This window comes from Pseudomonas sp. NPDC088890 (genome assembly GCF_044900155.1).
GTDB lineage: Bacteria > Pseudomonadota > Gammaproteobacteria > Pseudomonadales > Pseudomonadaceae > Aquipseudomonas > Aquipseudomonas urmiensis.
In genome coordinates this window covers 202,318-219,705 of the sequence record NZ_JBJDNG010000001.1, presented here as the reverse complement: position 1 = coordinate 219,705, position 17,388 = coordinate 202,318, and the positions used below count along the sequence as shown (strand labels likewise).

At 62.9% G+C, this 17,388-nt stretch carries 18 protein-coding genes and 1 pseudogene; 12 read left to right on the top strand and 7 right to left on the bottom strand.

Features of this window, described 5'->3' with window-relative positions; all coding sequences use genetic code 11:
• The first annotated feature begins 177 nt into the window (after window positions 1-177).
• On the top strand, window positions 178-1,140 hold the full coding sequence (locus ACI2JX_RS00970; protein WP_404689157.1) for an alpha/beta fold hydrolase: 963 nt from the start codon (window positions 178-180) through the stop codon (window positions 1,138-1,140).
• A gap of 108 nt (window positions 1,141-1,248) precedes the next feature.
• Window positions 1,249-2,034, top strand: a complete 786-nt coding sequence (locus tag ACI2JX_RS00965; protein WP_368973582.1) for a hypothetical protein — start codon at window positions 1,249-1,251, stop codon at window positions 2,032-2,034.
• A gap of 139 nt (window positions 2,035-2,173) precedes the next feature.
• Here ACI2JX_RS00965 and prmB read toward each other — a convergent pair whose 3' ends face one another.
• The gene (prmB, locus tag ACI2JX_RS00960) at window positions 2,174-3,082 is read right to left on the bottom strand and encodes a 50S ribosomal protein L3 N(5)-glutamine methyltransferase (protein ID WP_404689156.1); all 909 of its coding nucleotides are present in this window, start codon (window positions 3,080-3,082) and stop codon (window positions 2,174-2,176) included.
• Between the two features lie 178 nt (window positions 3,083-3,260).
• Between prmB and ACI2JX_RS00955 the strand changes: the two genes are divergently transcribed.
• From ACI2JX_RS00955 to ACI2JX_RS00935, 5 genes are all read left to right on the top strand, one after another.
• Entirely contained in the window at window positions 3,261-3,851 is a 591-nt protein-coding gene (locus ACI2JX_RS00955; RefSeq protein ID WP_264237109.1) for a cysteine hydrolase family protein, read from the top strand.
• 80 nt (window positions 3,852-3,931) lie between these two features.
• Window positions 3,932-4,252, top strand: coding sequence for a hypothetical protein (locus tag ACI2JX_RS00950; RefSeq protein ID WP_264237107.1), 321 nt, complete (start codon window positions 3,932-3,934; stop codon window positions 4,250-4,252).
• A gap of 242 nt (window positions 4,253-4,494) precedes the next feature.
• Window positions 4,495-5,055: a Smr/MutS family protein gene (locus ACI2JX_RS00945; RefSeq protein ID WP_186554793.1), complete on the top strand. Its 561-nt coding sequence runs from the start codon at window positions 4,495-4,497 to the stop codon at window positions 5,053-5,055.
• Window positions 5,056-5,125: 70 nt separating this feature from the next.
• The gene (folE, locus tag ACI2JX_RS00940) at window positions 5,126-5,671 is read left to right on the top strand and encodes a GTP cyclohydrolase I FolE (protein WP_186554792.1); all 546 of its coding nucleotides are present in this window, start codon (window positions 5,126-5,128) and stop codon (window positions 5,669-5,671) included.
• A 60-nt stretch (window positions 5,672-5,731) separates the two neighbouring features.
• The gene (locus ACI2JX_RS00935; RefSeq protein WP_186554791.1) at window positions 5,732-6,103 is read left to right on the top strand and encodes a glutaredoxin; all 372 of its coding nucleotides are present in this window, start codon (window positions 5,732-5,734) and stop codon (window positions 6,101-6,103) included.
• A 121-nt stretch (window positions 6,104-6,224) separates the two neighbouring features.
• Here ACI2JX_RS00935 and ACI2JX_RS00930 read toward each other — a convergent pair whose 3' ends face one another.
• The gene (locus tag ACI2JX_RS00930) at window positions 6,225-6,827 is read right to left on the bottom strand and encodes a glutathione S-transferase family protein (protein ID WP_368973563.1); all 603 of its coding nucleotides are present in this window, start codon (window positions 6,825-6,827) and stop codon (window positions 6,225-6,227) included.
• 142 nt (window positions 6,828-6,969) lie between these two features.
• Here ACI2JX_RS00930 and ACI2JX_RS00925 point away from each other — a divergent pair, with 142 nt between their 5' ends.
• The gene (locus tag ACI2JX_RS00925) at window positions 6,970-8,160 is read left to right on the top strand and encodes a benzoate/H(+) symporter BenE family transporter (RefSeq protein ID WP_404689155.1); all 1,191 of its coding nucleotides are present in this window, start codon (window positions 6,970-6,972) and stop codon (window positions 8,158-8,160) included.
• A 95-nt stretch (window positions 8,161-8,255) separates the two neighbouring features.
• On the opposite strand, the gene ACI2JX_RS00920 is transcribed toward ACI2JX_RS00925, so the two are convergent.
• The 3 genes and pseudogenes from ACI2JX_RS00920 to ACI2JX_RS00910 all read right to left on the bottom strand — a co-directional run bounded on the left by ACI2JX_RS00920 (window position 8,256) and on the right by ACI2JX_RS00910 (window position 11,711).
• Window positions 8,256-9,098: a methyl-accepting chemotaxis protein gene (locus ACI2JX_RS00920; RefSeq protein WP_404689515.1), complete on the bottom strand. Its 843-nt coding sequence runs from the start codon at window positions 9,096-9,098 to the stop codon at window positions 8,256-8,258.
• A gap of 18 nt (window positions 9,099-9,116) precedes the next feature.
• A pseudogene (locus ACI2JX_RS00915) lies at window positions 9,117-9,341 on the bottom strand (HAMP domain-containing protein); the annotation flags it as partial.
• Between the two features lie 972 nt (window positions 9,342-10,313).
• Window positions 10,314-11,711, bottom strand: coding sequence for a PLP-dependent aminotransferase family protein (locus ACI2JX_RS00910; protein WP_404689154.1), 1,398 nt, complete (start codon window positions 11,709-11,711; stop codon window positions 10,314-10,316).
• A gap of 224 nt (window positions 11,712-11,935) precedes the next feature.
• On the opposite strand from ACI2JX_RS00910, the gene ACI2JX_RS00905 reads away from it, so the two are divergent.
• Both ACI2JX_RS00905 and ACI2JX_RS00900 read left to right on the top strand, forming a co-directional pair.
• Entirely contained in the window at window positions 11,936-13,099 is a 1,164-nt protein-coding gene (locus tag ACI2JX_RS00905; RefSeq protein ID WP_404689153.1) for an MFS transporter, read from the top strand.
• Window positions 13,100-13,193: 94 nt separating this feature from the next.
• The gene (locus tag ACI2JX_RS00900; RefSeq protein ID WP_368973568.1) at window positions 13,194-14,039 is read left to right on the top strand and encodes a lipopolysaccharide kinase InaA family protein; all 846 of its coding nucleotides are present in this window, start codon (window positions 13,194-13,196) and stop codon (window positions 14,037-14,039) included.
• A gap of 7 nt (window positions 14,040-14,046) precedes the next feature.
• Here ACI2JX_RS00900 and ACI2JX_RS00895 read toward each other — a convergent pair whose 3' ends face one another.
• Window positions 14,047-14,808, bottom strand: a complete 762-nt coding sequence (locus ACI2JX_RS00895; RefSeq protein ID WP_404689152.1) for an SDR family oxidoreductase — start codon at window positions 14,806-14,808, stop codon at window positions 14,047-14,049.
• Between the two features lie 229 nt (window positions 14,809-15,037).
• On the opposite strand from ACI2JX_RS00895, the gene ACI2JX_RS00890 reads away from it, so the two are divergent.
• Complete coding sequence (locus ACI2JX_RS00890) at window positions 15,038-16,039, top strand: NADP-dependent oxidoreductase (protein WP_264235196.1); 1,002 nt, start codon at window positions 15,038-15,040, stop codon at window positions 16,037-16,039.
• Window positions 16,040-16,122: 83 nt separating this feature from the next.
• Here the strand turns inward: ACI2JX_RS00890 and pyrF are convergent, their stop codons facing one another.
• The gene (gene pyrF, locus ACI2JX_RS00885; protein WP_186554782.1) at window positions 16,123-16,824 is read right to left on the bottom strand and encodes an orotidine-5'-phosphate decarboxylase; all 702 of its coding nucleotides are present in this window, start codon (window positions 16,822-16,824) and stop codon (window positions 16,123-16,125) included.
• Window positions 16,825-17,187: 363 nt separating this feature from the next.
• On the opposite strand from pyrF, the gene ACI2JX_RS00880 reads away from it, so the two are divergent.
• Window positions 17,188-17,355, top strand: a complete 168-nt coding sequence (locus ACI2JX_RS00880; RefSeq protein ID WP_186554781.1) for a DUF2897 family protein — start codon at window positions 17,188-17,190, stop codon at window positions 17,353-17,355.
• The last annotated feature ends 33 nt before the right edge of the window (window positions 17,356-17,388 follow it).

The following is a 17,388-nucleotide window of genomic DNA, read 5'->3' as shown; positions in this document are numbered from 1 at the left end:
AGATTTGCGAAGGAAATCCAAGCCCTTGGTTGTCAGTTCCGGCCTCTTCGCAGGCTAGCCCACTCCCACAGGGAGGGAGTGGACCGCAAGATTTGCACGATGACGCACAATCAAGTGCACTGGCAGAACCTTAATCAGGCCTCCAGGTCCAACCCTCATCTCCTCATGAAGTACCCCATGATGCTGCGCTTCGCCGCCTTGTTGCTGCTGTTCTGCACCACCTTCGCCAATGCTGCCGCCCCCACCGTCCTGCAACGTCCGATCGACTTGGACACCGGCCAGGGCGTGCTGCACGGCAGCCTGCTATTGCCCCAGCAGGACACCCCGCCGCCAGTGGTATTGATCATCGCCGGTTCCGGTCCAACCGACCGCGACGGCAACAACCCTGCGGGCGGGCGAATCGACAACCTCAAGCGACTGGCCCTGCTGCTGGCCGGCGAGCACATCGCCAGTGTGCGCTTCGACAAACGCGGGGTTGCCGCCAGCCAGCCGGCCACCCCGGACGAGCGCGAACTGAGCGTGGAGCGCTACGTTGCAGACACCGTGGCCTGGAGCCGCAAACTTCAGGCCGACCCGCGTTTTGGCCCGCTGATTCTGCTCGGCCACAGTGAAGGTGCGCTGATCGCCACCCTGGCCGCCGAACAAGCCGGCGCCAGCGCCGTCATCACTGTCGCCGGCAGCGGACGGCCAGTGGCGCAGGTGCTTCGCGAGCAACTGGCGCAGCGCCTGCCAGCGGCGCAACTGGCGCGCGGCAACGCCTTGATCGACCGCCTGCAAGCCGGCCAAACCAGCCTGGATGTGCCGCCAGCACTGCGCGAAGTGTTCCGCCCTTCGGTGCAGCCCTACCTGATCTCGTTGCTGCGCCAGGACCCGGCCGGCGCCTTCGGCCAGCTTAAAGTGCCTGCCCTGATCATCCAGGGGCGCAACGATGTGCAAGTGGACGTGGCCGATGCCGAGCGCTTGCAGGCGGCCAAGCCCGATGCCCAGCTGGCGCTGATCGATGGCATGAACCACATGCTGCGTATCAGTCCGCGAGCCATGAGCGGCCAGCGTGAGAGCTATCAGAATCCTGAGCTGCCGCTGGCGCGCGAACTGGGCCAACGGATCGTCGCTTTCATTCGCCAATTGCCGCAGGCGTAGGGCGTGCCCCTACAGTACTGACCGCTGCTGCCGATAAGCAGGCATCGGCCGGTTATTGCGGGGGAAATCCTGCGATATCCGGCCATCGTGCATGTGAGGAAGCCCGTGATGACCGATGCCCCCGCCGCTGAGGCGACCGAAGAGCCGCAAGCCCCGGAGAGCGCCCCGCTGCCCTGGGCGGATGTGGCCGCTGAACATTTCCAGCTGCTGCGCCTGGCGCCATTGCCCACCGACCGCAACAGTGGCGCCCGTCCGCTGCGCTTCGTGCAGTTCGGCTATGTCGAGCGGCACAACAAGGAGCACAGCCTGCTACGCATGGAAATCCGCTTGCCCGGGCAGAAGGTGCGAAAAGAGCAGAACCAGCTGGATATCCGTGTCGATCACGGCCAGCGCCTGGTCAGCATTGGCGCTGAAGCCGGGCTGCAAATAGAACCCCTCAATCGTGGTCTGGGCCGCTACCTGCTGGGCCAGGCGGTGCAGTGGTTACAGGCCAACTGGTCGCACTACCGCGTTGAAGGCATGACTCTGCCGAACAAGGATGCGCTCAACGAAGACACCCGCCTGCGCCGCGACCATGTCTTGCGCAGTATCGGTGTAGAGGTGGAGTACAACGACGGCCAGGTGCTCAAGGGGCGCACCGTGGAGGTGGCGGTCGGTCAGCTCAAGGGCGGCTGGAACGCCGAGAAGGTCCAAAGGATCGATACGCTGGAATCGGCCGGCATGCTGCAACAGGCCGAGCAGACGTTGCAGGAAAAAGAAGCGCAACTGCGCGAGCGCGATGAGCGGGTGGCCAAGTACCGCCGCGAAGACAGCGGGCTGCGCTTTACCATTACCTGCCTGGTGGCGTTTGCGGTGTTCCAGGCGGGGCTGTTGATCTGGATTGCTACGCGCTAGGCGCCTGGCGGCTCTTCGCGGTTGCACTAGAGCGGTGGGAGCGGGCTAGTCCCGCGATAGCGATGGCCAATGCGATAGATGTCGCCTGGTCTAACGCTATCGCGGGACACGCCCGCTCCCACAGGCCCTTACATTGGCTTCAGACGCGCGAGGCGAACAGCTCCTGATGCTGGCGGCACTGCTCAGCCGTCAACATGAACACCCCATGGCCGCCGCGCTCGAATTCGAGCCAGGCAAAATCGACTTCCGGGTACAGCGTCTCGACATGCACCTGGCTGTTGCCCACCTCGACGATCAGCAAGCCTTTCTCGGTCAGGTGGTCAGCCGCCTCAGCCAACATTCGCCGTACCAGGTCCAGGCCATCGTTACCGCACGCCAAACCCAGCTCCGGCTCGTGCTGGTACTCGGCCGGCATGTCGGCAAAATCTTCGGCATCGACATACGGCGGGTTGGACAGGATCAAGTCGAAGCGCTGCCCCGGCAACCCGGCGAAGCCATCGCCCTGCACGGTGAACACCCGCTCATCCAGACCATGGCGTTCGATGTTCTGGTTGGCCACTTCCAGCGCGTCGAACGACAAATCGGCCAATATCACTTGCGCCTCAGGGAACACCTCGGCGGCAACGATACCGATGCAGCCGGAGCCCGTGCACAGGTCAAGAATGCGGGCCGGCTCTTGCGCCAGCCACGGCTCGAAACGTTTTTCGATCAGCTCGCCAATCGGTGAACGCGGCACCAGCACACGCTCATCGACCAGGAACGACATCCCGCAGAACCAGGCCTCGCCGAGCAGGTAGGCGGTGGGCACGCGCTCTTCGATGCGGCGCTTGAGCAGATGCTGCAGACGCACTCGCTCGTCATCCTCGAGCTGGCAATCCAGGTAGCTGTCAGCCACCTCCCATGGCAGGTGCACGGCCCCCAGCACCAGCAGGCGGGCCTCGTCCCAGGCGTTGTCGGCACCGTGGCCGAAGAACAGCTCATGCTCGTGGAAGCGGCTGACTGCCCAGCGGATGTAGTCGCGCAGGGTGCGCAGGCGGGATGTGATCACGGGGTACTCCTTTTCAGACAGGACAAAAGTCTAACAGGCCCACCCGCTGAAATGTTCCACCCCATCCCCAACAAGTAGCCACAGGCCAGTAAACACGCAGGTTACGATGTCAACCATTCCCATTAGCGGCCAAGCAAGGGACAATAGGCGCACAAAAGCCCTACTGAAGGAGCCCTTGATGTCCGTTACAACCACGATGTTCCGCCTCAGTGGCCGCGACTACCCGCCGGCCAAGCTGGGCAACGCCAGCCTGATCATCATCGATGCGCAGAAGGAGTACCTCAGCGGTCCCCTGGCGCTGTCGGGCATGGACGAGGCCGTGGCCAACATCGCCAGGTTGCTCGAGGCCGCGCGTAAAGCCGGTCGCCCGATCATCCACGTCCGTCACCTGGGTACTGTTGGCGGCCTGTTCGACCCACAGGGCCCGCGCGGCGAGTTCATCGAAGGCCTGGAGCCGCGTGGCGATGAAATCATCATCGAAAAGCGCATGCCCAACGCCTTCAAGAACACCAAGCTGCACGAAACCCTGCAGGACAAAGGCCACCTGGACCTGATCGTCTGCGGCTTTATGAGCCACTCCAGCGTCAGCACCACCGTGCGCCGCGCCAAGGACTATGGTTATCGTTGCACGCTGGTCGAGGATGCTTCGGCAACCCGCGACCTGGCGTTCAAGGATGGCGTGATTCCTGCCGCGCAGATCCACCAGTGCGAAATGGCCGTGATGGCCGACAACTTCGCCTGCGTCGCCCCTACCGCCAGCCTGGTCTGAGCGCGTGACCGCCCGGCAGACGGGCGGAACCTGATAGCCACGGGCAGGTCGAACTCCGGATACCCATAGAGGAAATCGGAATGAAGCTCAAAGGCAGTTTCGACGCCAAGCGCCTGCGCCCGCGCGAACCGCGTAACTGGGGCGCGCGCCTGGCTGCCGGGCTGTCTGCCCTGCTGGCGACGCTCGGCATACTTCTGGCGATGGCCGGTTTTGCCGGTCTGTTGGGCAATTACGCCGCACTTGCCGAACTCAATGCCAATCGGCCGCTGTCGGGCATCCTGCTGGCGGTGGGGTTATTGTTGCTGTGGATGGGCGTGCGTTTCTGGCGCCGTAGTCGCATTCGCCTGCGTCGAGGGCGAGAGTTGAACCTGTCGCCGCATCTGATGAAGAAGCACGACTGAGTTGGTTGTCAGTGCTGGCGTCATCGCGGGGCAAGCCCGCTCCCACGTAATGGTCACCGCATCTGATGAATGAGCACGACTGAGCTGGCTGTCGGTGCTGGCCTCGTCGCGAGGGCAAGCCCACTTAATGGCGCCATAGCTCTGCGGATAACTCGTGGGAGCGGGCTTGTCCCGCGATGGGCCAGCACAGGTGTACGCAGGCGCGCACTCGCGTAAACTACGCCGCCCACGTGGAGGCCTGCATGCAAGACGACGATTTTTCCCTGTTCCATGCCGAAGTGCGCGGCGTCAAGCCGATCAAGCACGACCGTGCCGAGGTCGGCAAACCCAAGGCTGACCGCAAGCAGCTGGCCGGCCTGCGCCAGTCGGCTACGGTACGCAGCGACCAACCGCTGGTGGTCGATGGCATGTCGGATCAGTTCGTTATCGACGTGGGCGCCGAAGACGAGCTGATGTGGCGTCGCGACGGCGTACAGGAAGGCCAGATCCGCAAGCTCAAGCTCGGTCAGATCCCTTTCGAAGGCAGCATCGACCTGCATGGCATGAGCGTGGAAAAGGCCCGCGAGATCCTCTGGGCGTTTCTCGCCGAGGCGACCAAGCTGGAAGTGCGTTGCGTGCGGGTCACCCACGGCAAGGCAGCGCGGCTGGACGGCAAGCGGCCGATGATCAAGAGCCACGTCAACACCTGGCTGCGCCAGCACCCGCAAGTACTGGGCTTCACCTCCTGCCAGGCGCGCCACGGCGGCACCGGCGCGGTGTACGTGATACTCAAACGGACCATGCTCGACGGGCGCGACGAATAACGCCGCGCTTGCAGCGCCGCCCTTGCCGCCGTACCCTTCTTTTTTGCGTTTATTCCCTACAGGTAGATACATGTCCCTGGAACAGAACTACACCGAGATCCTCAGCCAACTTGGCGAGGACGTCTCCCGTGAGGGCTTGCTGGACACGCCCAAGCGGGCCGCAAAGGCCATGAAGTACCTTTGCCGCGGTTATGAACAGACCCTGGAAGAGGTCACCAACGGCGCGCTGTTCAGCTCCGACAACAGCGAGATGGTGCTGGTCCGGGACATCGAGCTCTACTCGATGTGCGAGCACCACATGCTGCCGTTCATCGGCAAGGCCCACGTGGCCTACCTACCGCAGGGCAAAGTACTAGGCCTGTCCAAGGTTGCGCGGATCGTCGACATGTTTGCCCGCCGCCTGCAGATCCAGGAAAACCTGAGCCGCCAGGTTGCCGAAGCCATCGAGCAGGTCACTGGCGCTGCCGGCGTTGCGGTGGTCATCGAAGCCAAGCACATGTGCATGATGATGCGCGGTGTCGAGAAGCAGAACTCGACCATGATCACTTCGGTGATGCTCGGTCAGTTCCGCGAAAACGCCGCGACTCGCAGCGAGTTCCTCAGCCTGATCAAGTGATCGGCGCGTGATCCCAAGCCGGCCCTCAGGGTCGGCTTTTTATTTTTTCAGGAGTTGCCCATGATCGTCAAAGCCCTGCGGGTCGGCCTCGGCCAGCTTATCGTGTTCGGCGACTGGATCAGCCGCCCGGCCAAGCAAAAGCGTGACCCGGCGGCCCAGGCGCTGGTCGAGCAACAGGCCAAGGGCCTGGCGCTGTACCAGTTCCACGCCTGCCCGTTCTGCGTCAAGACCCGACGCAACCTGCATCGGCTGAATGTGCCGGTGGCGCTGCGTGATGCCAAGAATGACCCGCAGCACCGCCAGGCCTTGCTTGAAGGTGGCGGCCGGGTGAAAGTGCCGTGCTTGCGTATCGAGGAACAAGGCCAGGTGACCTGGATGTATGAGTCCAAGGAAATCATTGCCTACTTAGACAAGCGTTTCGCCGGCGTTTGATTTTTTTGGGGGGGCGTGCTGGCCTCATCGCGGGGCAAGCCCGCTCCCACGCAGCCAGCTCTCGCCCGACTTGCGCCAATGCAGCTACACACGTGGGAGCGGGCTTGCCCCGCCGATAGCGTTACTCGCCCATCGGCACATGCCGCGGATGCGCAGCCACCCGCGCCAACCACGCCTGCACCGCAGGGTATGCGCCCAGATCAAACCCACCCTGGTGCGCCACATGGGTATAGGCATACAACGCCACATCGGCAATCGAATACTGCTGCCCGACCAGATACGGCGTCATCTGCAGCTGCTTTTCCATCACCCGCAGCGCTTTGTAGCCGCCCTTGTGCAGCCCCTTGTATTCCTCAAGCCGCTCCTGCGGCAGACCTAGATAAAACTGGATGAAGCGCGCCACCGCAATGTACGGCTCATGGCTGTACTGCTCGAAAAACTGCCACTGCAACACCTGGGTACGCAGACGCGGCTCGCTGGGCAAAAACTCGCTGCCGTCAGCCAAGAAGTTGAGAATCGCGTTGGACTCCCAAAGATAACTGCCATCTTCGAGCTCCAGCACCGGCACCTTGCCATTGGGGTTCATGGCGAGAAACTCCGGCGTCTCGGTCTCACCCTTGAGAATGTCCACCGGATGCCATTGATACGGACGATCGAGCAAATGCAGCATCAGCTTGATCTTGTAGCAGTTGCCCGACTGGTAGTCCCCATAGACCTTGTACATCGCCCCTCCCCTTCAATGCAGTTGCCGATATAGGCCCAATAGTTGGCGACTGTACGGCTAAATGCAATGGTCGCTGTATGGCAAGGATCAACGCTTGCCGCGTTAGTCTGCAAAAACTGCTTACAAGTACAAGGATTGCACCATGACCGATGCCACTTCAGCGCGCCTGCGCCCATTGGCAGACAGCTCCCCATCGGCGGTGGTCGCCGGCTTCATCGCCATGCTCACCGGCTATACCAGCTCGCTGGTGTTGATGTTCCAGGCCGGCCAGGCGGCCGGATTGACCACAGCGCAGATCTCCTCATGGATCTGGGCGCTGTCGATCGGCATGGCGATCTGCAGCATTGGCCTGTCGCTGCGCTATCGCACGCCGATCACCGTGGCCTGGTCGACGCCGGGAGCGGCGCTGCTGATCACCAGCTTAGGCGGCGTCAGCTACGGCGAAGCGATCGGCGCGTATATCACCTGCGCCGTACTGGTGCTCATCTGCGGCCTGACGGGCAGCTTCGAGCGCCTGGTCAAACGGATTCCAGCATCACTGGCATCGGCACTGCTGGCTGGGATCCTGTTCAAGATCGGCAGTGAGATTTTCGTTGCCGCGCAGCACCGGACCTTGCTGGTCCTGGGCATGTTCTTCAGTTACCTGCTGGTCAAGCGCCTGTCACCGCGCTATTGCGTGCTGGCCGCGTTGGTAGTGGGTACGGCGCTGTCTGGCGCGCTGGGCCTGCTGGATTTCAGCGGCTTCAACCTGGAAGTGGCCAAGCCGGTGTGGACCACGCCGAGCTTCTCGCTGGCAGCGACCATCAGCATTGGCATCCCATTGTTCGTGGTAGCGATGACCTCGCAGAACATGCCGGGGGTGGCGGTATTGCGCGCCGATGGTTACCAGGTGCCGGCCTCGCCGCTGATCTCGGCGACCGGTTTTGCTTCGTTGCTGCTGGCACCGTTTGGCTCGCACGGGGTGAACCTGGCGGCGATCAGCGCGGCGATCTGCACCGGGCCGCACGCCCATGAAGACCCGAGCAAGCGATATACCGCAGCGGTGTGGTGCGGGATCTTCTATGGCATCGCCGGCGTGTTCGGCGCGACCTTGGCCGCACTGTTTGCCGCCCTGCCCAAGGAGCTGGTGCTGTCGATTGCGGCGTTGGCGCTGTTCGGTTCGATCATGAATGGCTTGAGCGTGGCCATGAGTGAGGCGCGCGAGCGCGAGGCGGCGCTGATTACCTTCATGGTAACGGCGTCGGGCTTTACCTTGTTTTCGATTGGCTCGGCGTTCTGGGGGATCGTGGCGGGGGTGATTACCTTGCTGATCCTCAATCCACGTAGGGCTTGAAATGTTGATGGCTGAGCGGGTTTCATCGCGCGACAAGCCCGCTCCTGCAGGGCTGCGGTGAGGCCCGATCTGCCGGCACGCTACTCAGGCTCTGCTCAGAGCCTGAAATGCCCGACCATCCCCTTCAACTCATCCCCCAACTGCGCCAGCTGCACACTCGACTGGGCATTGTCGCGCATCGCCAGCGCAGCCTGATCGGCACTGCCGCGAATCTGCGTGACACTGCGGCTGATCTCCTCGGCGACCGAACTCTGCTGCTCGGCCGCGGCGGCAATCTGCTGGTTCATCTGCTGGATCAATGACACCGCCGTGGCAATGCTACCCAGTGCGCTTTCGGTATGCAGCGCATCCGCCACCGCCAAGCGCACCAGTTCGGTACTCCCGCGAATCTGCGCCACCGACTGCTGGGCGTTGCCACGCAAGCTTGCGACCAAACGCTCGATCTCCTCGGTCGATTGCCGGGTCCTCCTGGCCAGAGCCCGCACCTCATCGGCGACCACGGCAAAACCGCGCCCTTGCTCCCCGGCCCGCGCTGCTTCGATCGCCGCATTGAGCGCCAGCAGGTTGGTCTGCTCGGCCACGCTCTTGATCACCTCAAGGACATCGCCAATGGTATGAATCTCTGCACTCAGGCTCTCGATACCGGCGCTGGCGGTCTCTGCCGCCGCCGCCAGCTGTTCGATGCGCTGCATGCTCTGGCGCACCACCTGCTGGCCGGATTCGACCTTGTCATCGGCAGCCTGCGCGGCCTGGGCGGCTTCTTCGGCATTGCGCGCCACGTCATGCACGGTGGCGGTCATCTGTTGCATGGCGGTGGCAACTTGCTCGGTTTCTTCTTTCTGGCTGCCGACCTCGCGGTTGGTCTGCTCGGTCACGCTCGACAGCGACTGAGCGCTGCCAGCCAACTGCTCGATACCCTGCTGCAAACCACTGACCATGCCTGACAGGCCCGCCGCCATCTGCTGCATGGCCTGCAACAGCTGGCCGACTTCATCGCCCCGCGGCGCTTCGGCCTGCATGCCTAAGTCACCGGCGGCAATCCGTTGGGCACGGGTGATCACCCGCTTGAGCGGGCCAACCACAGCACGGGTGATCAGCCACGCCGCCAGCACCCCGGCCAGCAGCGCCAGCGCAGTAGCCAGAGAAATCGCCAGGGCGTTGCGTTTGAGCTCGCTCTGCATGGCCTGTTCCTGACTGCTGTAGGCCTGATCGACCCTGGCGGTGACCTGGTCGGCACGCGCCTGCAACTGCGCCTTGAGGCCCTGCTCTTTGGCCAGTAGGTCGGTGTATTCGTTGAGCTTTTCGGAGAAGCTGGCGATATGCCCAGCGACCTCGCCCAATACACTCTGGTAACCACTGTCGCTGACCGAGGTCTTGAGCTGCTCGACCAGGCTGGCCGCCTCGACGGTCTGGGCGATCCGCCCCTGGTTGACCGCCTCCTCGCCCTTGCGCCCCTGCTCCAGTCGCACCCGCGCCTCGTCCATCGCCTGCAACATCAGCCGCGACACCTGGGCCACCTGCGCGGCCTGTTCGAGAAACTCACCGCCTTGCTGGCCCTGAGACTGCTTGAGGGTGTAGCTGCCATCGTCAGCCAACCCCGCCTGCAGTACATCGAGGTTATTGGCCACGCTTGAGACCGACCAACTGGCCATGTCCAGCGCCAGCTCCTTGGCCTGTACAGCTTCAACGAAGGTGTCGAAGGCCTGGCCATAGGCGGTCAAGTCAGCCTCGCTCGCGCTCAATTGCGCGACCCCACGGGCACGTTCGATCAGCCCTTGCAGGCCAGTGCGCAAAGCCTCGGCGTCCTCACTGTCGGAGCGCAAGGCAAAGCCCTGTTCGAGCTGGCGCAAGCGCAACAGGTCGGTATTGAACTGGGTCATCTGGCGCAAGCCATCAAAGCGCTGACCGACGCTGTACAGCGCAAACACGCCAATCGCCGCCACCGCCAGGGTCAGCAACAGGACTAAAGCAAAGCCCAAGCCGAGCTTGCGAGCCATGCCGAGATTGGCCAGAACGCCGTGCTTGGTCACTGCCATCGCCGATTCCCCCTCGCCCTGTCAGGCTTTTCTGAAGGGCAAGAGTGACAATGGCGAGAGGATGCTCACAAGTCCTTGGCGCCAGAATGGTGTCAAATAGCTATGAGCGTGTCGCTTTCAGGCCGCTGAAGGTCGCCCTGCATGCTGAAGGAAGGCTTGGGCACGTTGGTCCTGCCCGTAGGCGACATTGATCCGCAACCAATCACTGGCAGCCCCCTGAACATCGAAGGCGCTGCCCGGCGTGAGCAGTACTGCATGTTCCAGTGCCAGCCGCTCAAGGCTCGCGAAGTCGCGACCCGGCACCCGCGCCCAGACGAACATCCCACCATACGGCTCACAGAACACCTGCCAGCCATAGCCTTCAAGCTGGCCGAGCAACTTGGCCATGTGCTGCCCCAGACGCACGCGCAAACGCTGCACGCTCTTGCGATAGCTGCCATTGGCGAGCATCTGCGCCACCACCTGCTCGGCGAAGCGCGAGTTGCCGATACCACTGACCATTTTCAGCTCGGCCAAACGTGCAATCAGGTCCTTGTCGGCCACCAGATAGCCGACTCGCAGCGAACTGCTGAGGGTTTTGGAGAAACTGGCCAGGTAGATCACCCGCTGCTCGCTGTCGAGGGTAGCCAGGCGGGTGGCCGGACCTTCCTGGAAATCGGCGTAGATATCGTCCTCGATGATCCGCACGTTTCGCTCGCGGGCCACTTCCAGCAGGCGGTAGGCGGCCTTCGGCGTCAGACTGGTGCCGGTCGGGTTGTGGTACAGGCTGTTGATGAACAGGCAGCGCGGGCGATGCTCGACCAACAGCTGCTCCAGTGCCTGCAAGTCAGGGCCATGGACGGTACGCGGAACCGGCAGCATGCGTACTTGATGGGCACGCAGCAGGTTGTACAGGTTGTAGTAACCGGGGTTTTCCACCAGTACCGTATCGCCTGGGCGCAGCAGCGTGCGCACCAGCAGATCGAGGCCATGGCTGGCGCCTTGGGTGGTGAGGATGCGTTCGGCACCCGCCGCAATATCCAGCCGCGCCAGACGCTTGTGCAACTGCTGGCGCAGGCTGCTCAGGCCCAACGGCGGGCTGTAGTCGAACAAGTCGGCAGGGTTGCCACGGCTGACCTGGCGAATGGCCTGGGCCAGTTCCTCAGCCGCGCGCCACGCGTTGGGCAACCAGCCGCAGCCGAGCTTGAGCAACTCGTCGTGGCCTTCGCGGAACTGGCGCCAGCTGCCATCCAGCGCCTCTCCCCAGTGTTCGGCGTCGGCTGTTTCCAGGCCCGGCTTGCGCTCGGCAACGAAGAAGCCGGTGCCGTGGCGCGCTTCTAACCAGCCACTGGCGACCAGCCGATCGTAAGCCTCGATCACGCACGACGGGCTGACCTGATGGGTTCGTGCCAGGGCGCGAATCGAGGGTAAGCGTGCGCCGGGGCGCAGGCGCTGGTGCTCGATCCAGGTCTGGAGCTGGTCGGTGAGTTGTTGGACCAGGGGGGTGGGGCTGAGGCGATCAAGCTGCAGGTTCATGGCAAGTGTTCGCGGATTTTATGCGAACAGTTAAGCATAAATGGACTGGGGGTGTGTCTTGTTGGTGGAGCGGCTGGGCATCAGTGTGGCCTGTGCCGGCTCTATCGCGGGGCAAGCCCGCTCCCACGAGGCCGCTCCATGTGTGATCGACGCGGCCTGTGGGAGCGGGCTTGCCCCGCGATAGAGCCGACACAAACACCCACGGACCAACGGACCACCCCGACATGCCCAATCGCTACGCCCCCGCCCTGCTGGCCTTCGCCCTGTGCATCATCACCCTCGCGGTGAACCTGCAAGCGCCGCTCTACATCACCTACGCCGACCTCTCCGGCCGCGGCGCCGCCGCCACTGCCGTGGCATTCTCCGGCTATGTACTCGGCGTGCTGCCGATACTCCTGGCCCTGGGCGGCCTGGCGGATCGGGTCGGCCGGCGGCCACTGATGCTCGCCGCCCTAGGCCTGTCGATGCTCGCCACGCTGCTGATGCTGCTGGCCCCTAGCCTGGAAACCCTCGGCGTCGCGCGCCTGTTCCTCGGCCTGGGCACCGGCCTGGCTTCAGCCACGGCCACCGCCTACATGGGCGAGTTGATGACCGGCAGCGACAACAGCCGCGCCGCCAACTGGGTCACTGCCAGCACCTCGCTGGGCTTTGGCCTGGGCGCGGCCTTGACCAGCCTGTTCCTCCTTGCCGGACCGAGCCTGACCCCAGGTAGCTTCCATCTGCAACTGCTGCTGGCGTTCATCGCCATCATTTTGCTGTGGCGCTTGCCCGATCCACGCCCGGCACAGCGCACAGCCATGCTGCGCTTGCCCTGCTACCCGGCCGGCAGCCTCGCCTATGGCTTCGCCATCCTCCTGGCCTGGGCCTGCGTCGGCCTGGTGATCGCGTTGCTGCCAGGGATCTTGCGTCAGCACGGCTTGAGCGCCTGGTCAGGCTTTTCCACCTTCTGCGTGATCAGCTGCGGCCTGCTGTTCCAGCCCATGGCCCGGCGCTTGCCGAGTGCCCAAGCGACCCTGCTGGGGCTGGCCATCTTGCCTTGTAGTTATGCCCTGTTGGCCTGGGGCGCGGACAGCGGCGCACTGCTCGCAGTGCTGCTCGGCGCGGTGGCCGCGAGCAGCGCTTGCTATGGCTTGATCTACCTCGGCGGGTTGGCGGCGGTGAACCAATTGGCCGGCAGCGAAAAGACCCGGGCCAGTGCCGGGTTCTTCCTCCTTGCGTACATGGGGTTCAGCCTGCCAGTGATTTTTACCGGGTTGCTCAGTGACGCGCTGGGGACACGAGTAGCGCTGATGATGTTTGGCGCAGGGCTGATAGCGGGCTGCTTGATTGTTGCGGCGATGCTTCACCTCAGCGCGCGCAAAGAACGTGTCGAAGCCGCATGCTCATGATCAGAAATAGATGAAAGATTTGTAGGAATTTTGTGAAAAAATGTAAGATAACCGAAAGCAAGCAATAGCACTTTGACACCACCAAGGATGTAGCGTGCACCCGAATTCCCCCACCTGGCGCAGTGAGTACCCCCATGTACTAAGCCACAGCCATACCACGCTACATTTTCAGTCGCCCCTGGCAGCCAAGACCCGCTGCGCGCTCCAGCAACTGATCGAACAGGCGCCTAGCGCCAAACGCGTCAGCGCACCACTGGCCTGTAGCGAAAGTGGGTTGTTCACCAAGCGTGAGCAACTCGATTCGCTGAAAAAGAAATGGCGGGTGCAGCGCGGCAATCCTAGAAGCAAGGGGCTCTACGACTGGACCATCGAGGAACTGATCAACACCCGCGAAGCCACCCGACGTGGCGCGCGGGTAGCTGGACTGGTCGGCTTTGGTTACAGCCGCTCCAAGTTTGGCTTAGTGCAGGACCTGTACCTGATCACCGAATTTCTGGATGCCCATGATGATGGTTTGAGCAAGGTTCGCAACGACCCGAGCGCAGTGCACAGGGTGATCGAAGCGGCTTTTGAATTGCTCCACGATCTACACCAGCGTGGTATCAGCCACATGGACCTGTGGGCCGCCAATGTCATGCTGCCGCGAGACGACACCCGCCAACCGCTGGCCATCGACCTGGAAAACAGTTTCTGCGTGCCGACGGCGTTTTTCAGTGAAACCCTGGGCTTTCAGTTAGGCTTCCTGTACCTGCGGGAAATCTATCGCTACATCACCGAAGCAGACTTCGACGCGTGCGTGGACCAGGCGCTACAGCGGTACTTCCCTGCCATCGACCGGCCCGCGTTCGACCGGGTGTATGCCATCGCCAAGCATGAAGATATCGGGCGCCTGGAGCGCCGCGAGATCTTCCTCAAAGGGACAGTGCCAAACGCGGGATAACCCTTCCTCAGATCGCCAACGCACCACCGTCCACGGTCAGCGAGTGGCCGGTGGTGAATGCCGCACCGTCACTGCACAGATACAGCACCGCACTGGCAATTTCCTCGACCTTGCCAATGCGCCCCACCGGGTGCATCGCTGCGGCGAACTCGGCTTTGCGCGGGTCGGCTTCATAGGCGCGGCGGAACATATCGGTGTCGATCACCGCCGGGCACACCGCGTTAACCCGAATGCCCTTCTTGGCATACTCGATGGCCGCCGACTTGGTCAAGCCGATGACTGCATGCTTGGAGGCAGCGTAGATACTCATCTTCGGCGCAGCCGACAGGCCTGCCACCGACGCGGTATTGACAATCGCCCCACCGGCCTGGGCCAGCAGCAACGGCAGCTGGTACTTCATGCACAACCACACGCCCTTGACGTTGACGCCCATGATCGCATCGAACTCTTCTTCGCTGCCCTCGGCCAAGCGGCCCTTCTCGATCTCGATGCCGGCGTTGTTGAAGGCATAGTCAAGACGGCCATAGACGTCGATAACGCCCTGGTGCAGTTGGCGCACATCGCGGTCCTGAGTCACATCGCAGGGCAGGAACAGCGCCTCGCCCCCTGCCTTACGAATCAGGCTCACGGTGGCCTCACCACCCCGCGCATCGCGGTCGGCCACTACCACCCTCAGCCCCTCGGTAGCGAAGGCCAGTGCCGTCGCCCGGCCGATACCCGCCGCGCCCCCGGTGACCAGGGCGACCTGGCCGGAAAAGGTCATGCTCATCGCTCGCTCCTGCAACAGAAATTGAAGTCGAGCCTGAGTCTAGTCAGGCGACCGCTGCCAGGGGCAGCATCATTAGGCCAACGGTTGAGCTACCATCGTTGCCAGTGATTGTGCCTGTAGCTCCCGATCATCCGCGTGGATCGCCCGGCATTCGCCACACCGGTAAACCTTGCCGCGCCGCGCGCCAACCACTATCAACAGGCTTTGCCTACTATCAGCGAGATTCGCCATGACCCAGACCAACCGCCGCTTCCTGCTTGCCAAACGCCCGGTCGGCGCCGTTACCCGTGACGATTTCACCTACGAACAAGTCCCCGCCAGTGAGCCGGCCGAGGGCCAGATCCAGGTCAAGAACCTGTACCTGTCGCTTGACCCTGCAATGCGCGGCTGGATGAATGAAGGCAAGTCCTACATTCCACCAGTGGGCCTAGGCCAGGTCATGCGCGCTCTGGGCGTGGGTGAAGTGGTCGCCTCCAAGCACCCAGGTTTCCAACCCGGCGACCACGTCAGCGGCGCGCTCGGCGTGCAGGATTACTTCACTGGTGAACCGCAGGGCCTGCACAAGATCGACCCCAAGCTCGCCCCCCTGCCCCGCTATCTCTCGGCCCTGGGCATGACCGGCATGACCGCCTACTTTGCCCTGCTCGACGTGGGTCAGCCTAAGGAAGGGGAAACCGTAGTGATCTCCGGCGCCGCGGGCGCAGTGGGCAGCATCGCCGGGCAGATCGCCAAGATCAAAGGCTGCCGGGTGGTCGGCATTGCCGGCGGCGCGCAGAAGTGCCAGTACCTCAAGGATGAGCTGGGTTTTGACGGGGTGATCGACTACAAGGCCGAAGACGTGCTGGCGGGCCTCAAGCGCGAGTGCCCCAAGGGCGTGGACGTGTACTTCGACAACGTCGGCGGGGATATCCTCGATGCCGTACTGAGCCGCTTGAACTTCAAGGCGCGCGTGGTGATTTGCGGGGCGATCAGCCAGTACAACAACAAAGAAGCGGTCAAAGGACCGGCCAACTACCTGTCGCTGCTGGTCAATCGCGCGCGTATGGAAGGCTTCGTGGTGATGGACCACGTCAAGGAATACGGCAAGGCGGCGCAGGAGATCGCCGGCTGGTTGGCCAGTGGCAAGGTCAAGAGCAAGGAAGATGTGGTGGACGGGCTGGACACCTTCCCGGAGACGCTGCTCAAGCTGTTCAGCGGCGAGAACTTTGGCAAGTTGGTTTTGAAGGTCTGACGCGCTGCACACGCGCCGGGCACACTTGCTGTGACCGGCGCGAACCTCAGTAGGCGCAGCGTTGGCGCACCTACTCGGTCAATTCATCCGCGAATCTCAGCTACTACCGCCGCCAGCGCTTGGGCCGGATCCGCTGCCTGACTGATTGGACGTCCAATTACCAGATAGTCGGAACCGGCATCCAGGGCCTGACGCGGGGTAAGAATGCGACGTTGATCGTCTTGGGCGCTGCCCGCCGGGCGGATGCCTGGAGTGACCAACTGCAGCGACGGATGCGCCGCCTTCAACGCCGGCGCTTCTAGCGCCGAGCACACCAGACCGTCCATCCCGGCCTTCTCGGCCAAGGCTGCCAGCCGCAGCACCTGCTCTTGCGGCTCGATGTCCAGGCCGATGCCCGCCAAGTCTTCACGCTCCATGCTGGTCAGTACGGTTACGCCGATCAGCAGCGGCTGAGGACCACTGCGCTTGGCCAGCTCTTCACGGCAGGCCGCCATCATGCGCAGGCCGCCGGAGCAATGCACGTTGACCATCCACACGCCCATCTCGGCGGCAGCCTTTACCGCCATCGCCGTGGTGTTGGGGATATCGTGGAACTTGAGGTCGAGGAATACTTCGAAGCCCTTGGCACACAGGGTCTCGACGATGCCCGAAGCGCTGCTGGTGAACAGCTCCTTGCCAACCTTCACACGGCACAGCGCCGGATCGAGCTGGTCAGCCAGCTTCAGAGCGGCCTCACGGGTAGGAAAATCGAGGGCGACGATCAGGGGCGTCTGGCAGGCGGACATGGTCGGAGTCTCTTGGCAAGTCGTAAACGGCGCGCATTGTAAACGAAGTGACGTGGCCATGGGGGCCCGCGGGTCATGAGAATTGGCCCAAGTGTGGGCGTGATGCTGTTCACTTAAGGCCCCTGTCGCCTGCTTTAGGGCCGCTTTGCGCCCCTTCGCGGGCACGGCGCCGCTCTGACGGTCGGCGCCATACCTGGGGGATCGGGCTTGTCGGGGCGCCGAACTGCCGCGAAGGGGCGCCAAGCGGCCGCAAAATCTTAAGTGAACTACAAGTATGGGCGCGCTCTATAATTGAACCATCGGCACGAGTATTAGCTCAAAAATCATACAAGCGGTGCCTTCCGTTTTTGCAGGAGAAAGACAATGCCCTGGTATGCCTGGTTGATCCTCATCGTAGCGCTTGGCTCGATTGTAGGCGGGCTGATGCTGCTGCGCGATACGGCGAAGAAATTGCCGCTGACCGAAGAGCAGCTGAAGAAAGTTCATGAGCGCAATGCAGAAATGGATGCCAAGGAAGCCAAAGATCGCTAAAGCCTGGATGGCCGACCATGAGTTGATCGGCCA

What these genes read in the sequence shown, in the direction of transcription:
- ACI2JX_RS00970 (WP_404689157.1), top strand. Translation starts at nt 178, where the DNA reads ATGATGCTGCGCTTCGCCGCCTTGTTGCTGCTGTTCTGCACCACCTTC.
- ACI2JX_RS00965 (WP_368973582.1), top strand. Translation starts at nt 1,249, where the DNA reads ATGACCGATGCCCCCGCCGCTGAGGCGACCGAAGAGCCGCAAGCCCCG.
- ACI2JX_RS00955 (WP_264237109.1), top strand. Translation starts at nt 3,261, where the DNA reads ATGTCCGTTACAACCACGATGTTCCGCCTCAGTGGCCGCGACTACCCG.
- ACI2JX_RS00950 (WP_264237107.1), top strand. Translation starts at nt 3,932, where the DNA reads ATGAAGCTCAAAGGCAGTTTCGACGCCAAGCGCCTGCGCCCGCGCGAA.
- ACI2JX_RS00945 (WP_186554793.1), top strand. Translation starts at nt 4,495, where the DNA reads ATGCAAGACGACGATTTTTCCCTGTTCCATGCCGAAGTGCGCGGCGTC.
- folE (WP_186554792.1), top strand. Translation starts at nt 5,126, where the DNA reads ATGTCCCTGGAACAGAACTACACCGAGATCCTCAGCCAACTTGGCGAG.
- ACI2JX_RS00935 (WP_186554791.1), top strand. Translation starts at nt 5,732, where the DNA reads ATGATCGTCAAAGCCCTGCGGGTCGGCCTCGGCCAGCTTATCGTGTTC.
- ACI2JX_RS00930 (WP_368973563.1), bottom strand. Translation starts at nt 6,827, where the DNA reads ATGTACAAGGTCTATGGGGACTACCAGTCGGGCAACTGCTACAAGATC.
- ACI2JX_RS00925 (WP_404689155.1), top strand. Translation starts at nt 6,970, where the DNA reads ATGACCGATGCCACTTCAGCGCGCCTGCGCCCATTGGCAGACAGCTCC.
- ACI2JX_RS00920 (WP_404689515.1), bottom strand. Translation starts at nt 9,098, where the DNA reads ATGGTCAGTGGTTTGCAGCAGGGTATCGAGCAGTTGGCTGGCAGCGCT.
- ACI2JX_RS00910 (WP_404689154.1), bottom strand. Translation starts at nt 11,711, where the DNA reads ATGAACCTGCAGCTTGATCGCCTCAGCCCCACCCCCCTGGTCCAACAA.
- ACI2JX_RS00905 (WP_404689153.1), top strand. Translation starts at nt 11,936, where the DNA reads ATGCCCAATCGCTACGCCCCCGCCCTGCTGGCCTTCGCCCTGTGCATC.
- ACI2JX_RS00895 (WP_404689152.1), bottom strand. Translation starts at nt 14,808, where the DNA reads ATGAGCATGACCTTTTCCGGCCAGGTCGCCCTGGTCACCGGGGGCGCG.
- ACI2JX_RS00890 (WP_264235196.1), top strand. Translation starts at nt 15,038, where the DNA reads ATGACCCAGACCAACCGCCGCTTCCTGCTTGCCAAACGCCCGGTCGGC.
- pyrF (WP_186554782.1), bottom strand. Translation starts at nt 16,824, where the DNA reads ATGTCCGCCTGCCAGACGCCCCTGATCGTCGCCCTCGATTTTCCTACC.
- ACI2JX_RS00880 (WP_186554781.1), top strand. Translation starts at nt 17,188, where the DNA reads ATGCCCTGGTATGCCTGGTTGATCCTCATCGTAGCGCTTGGCTCGATT.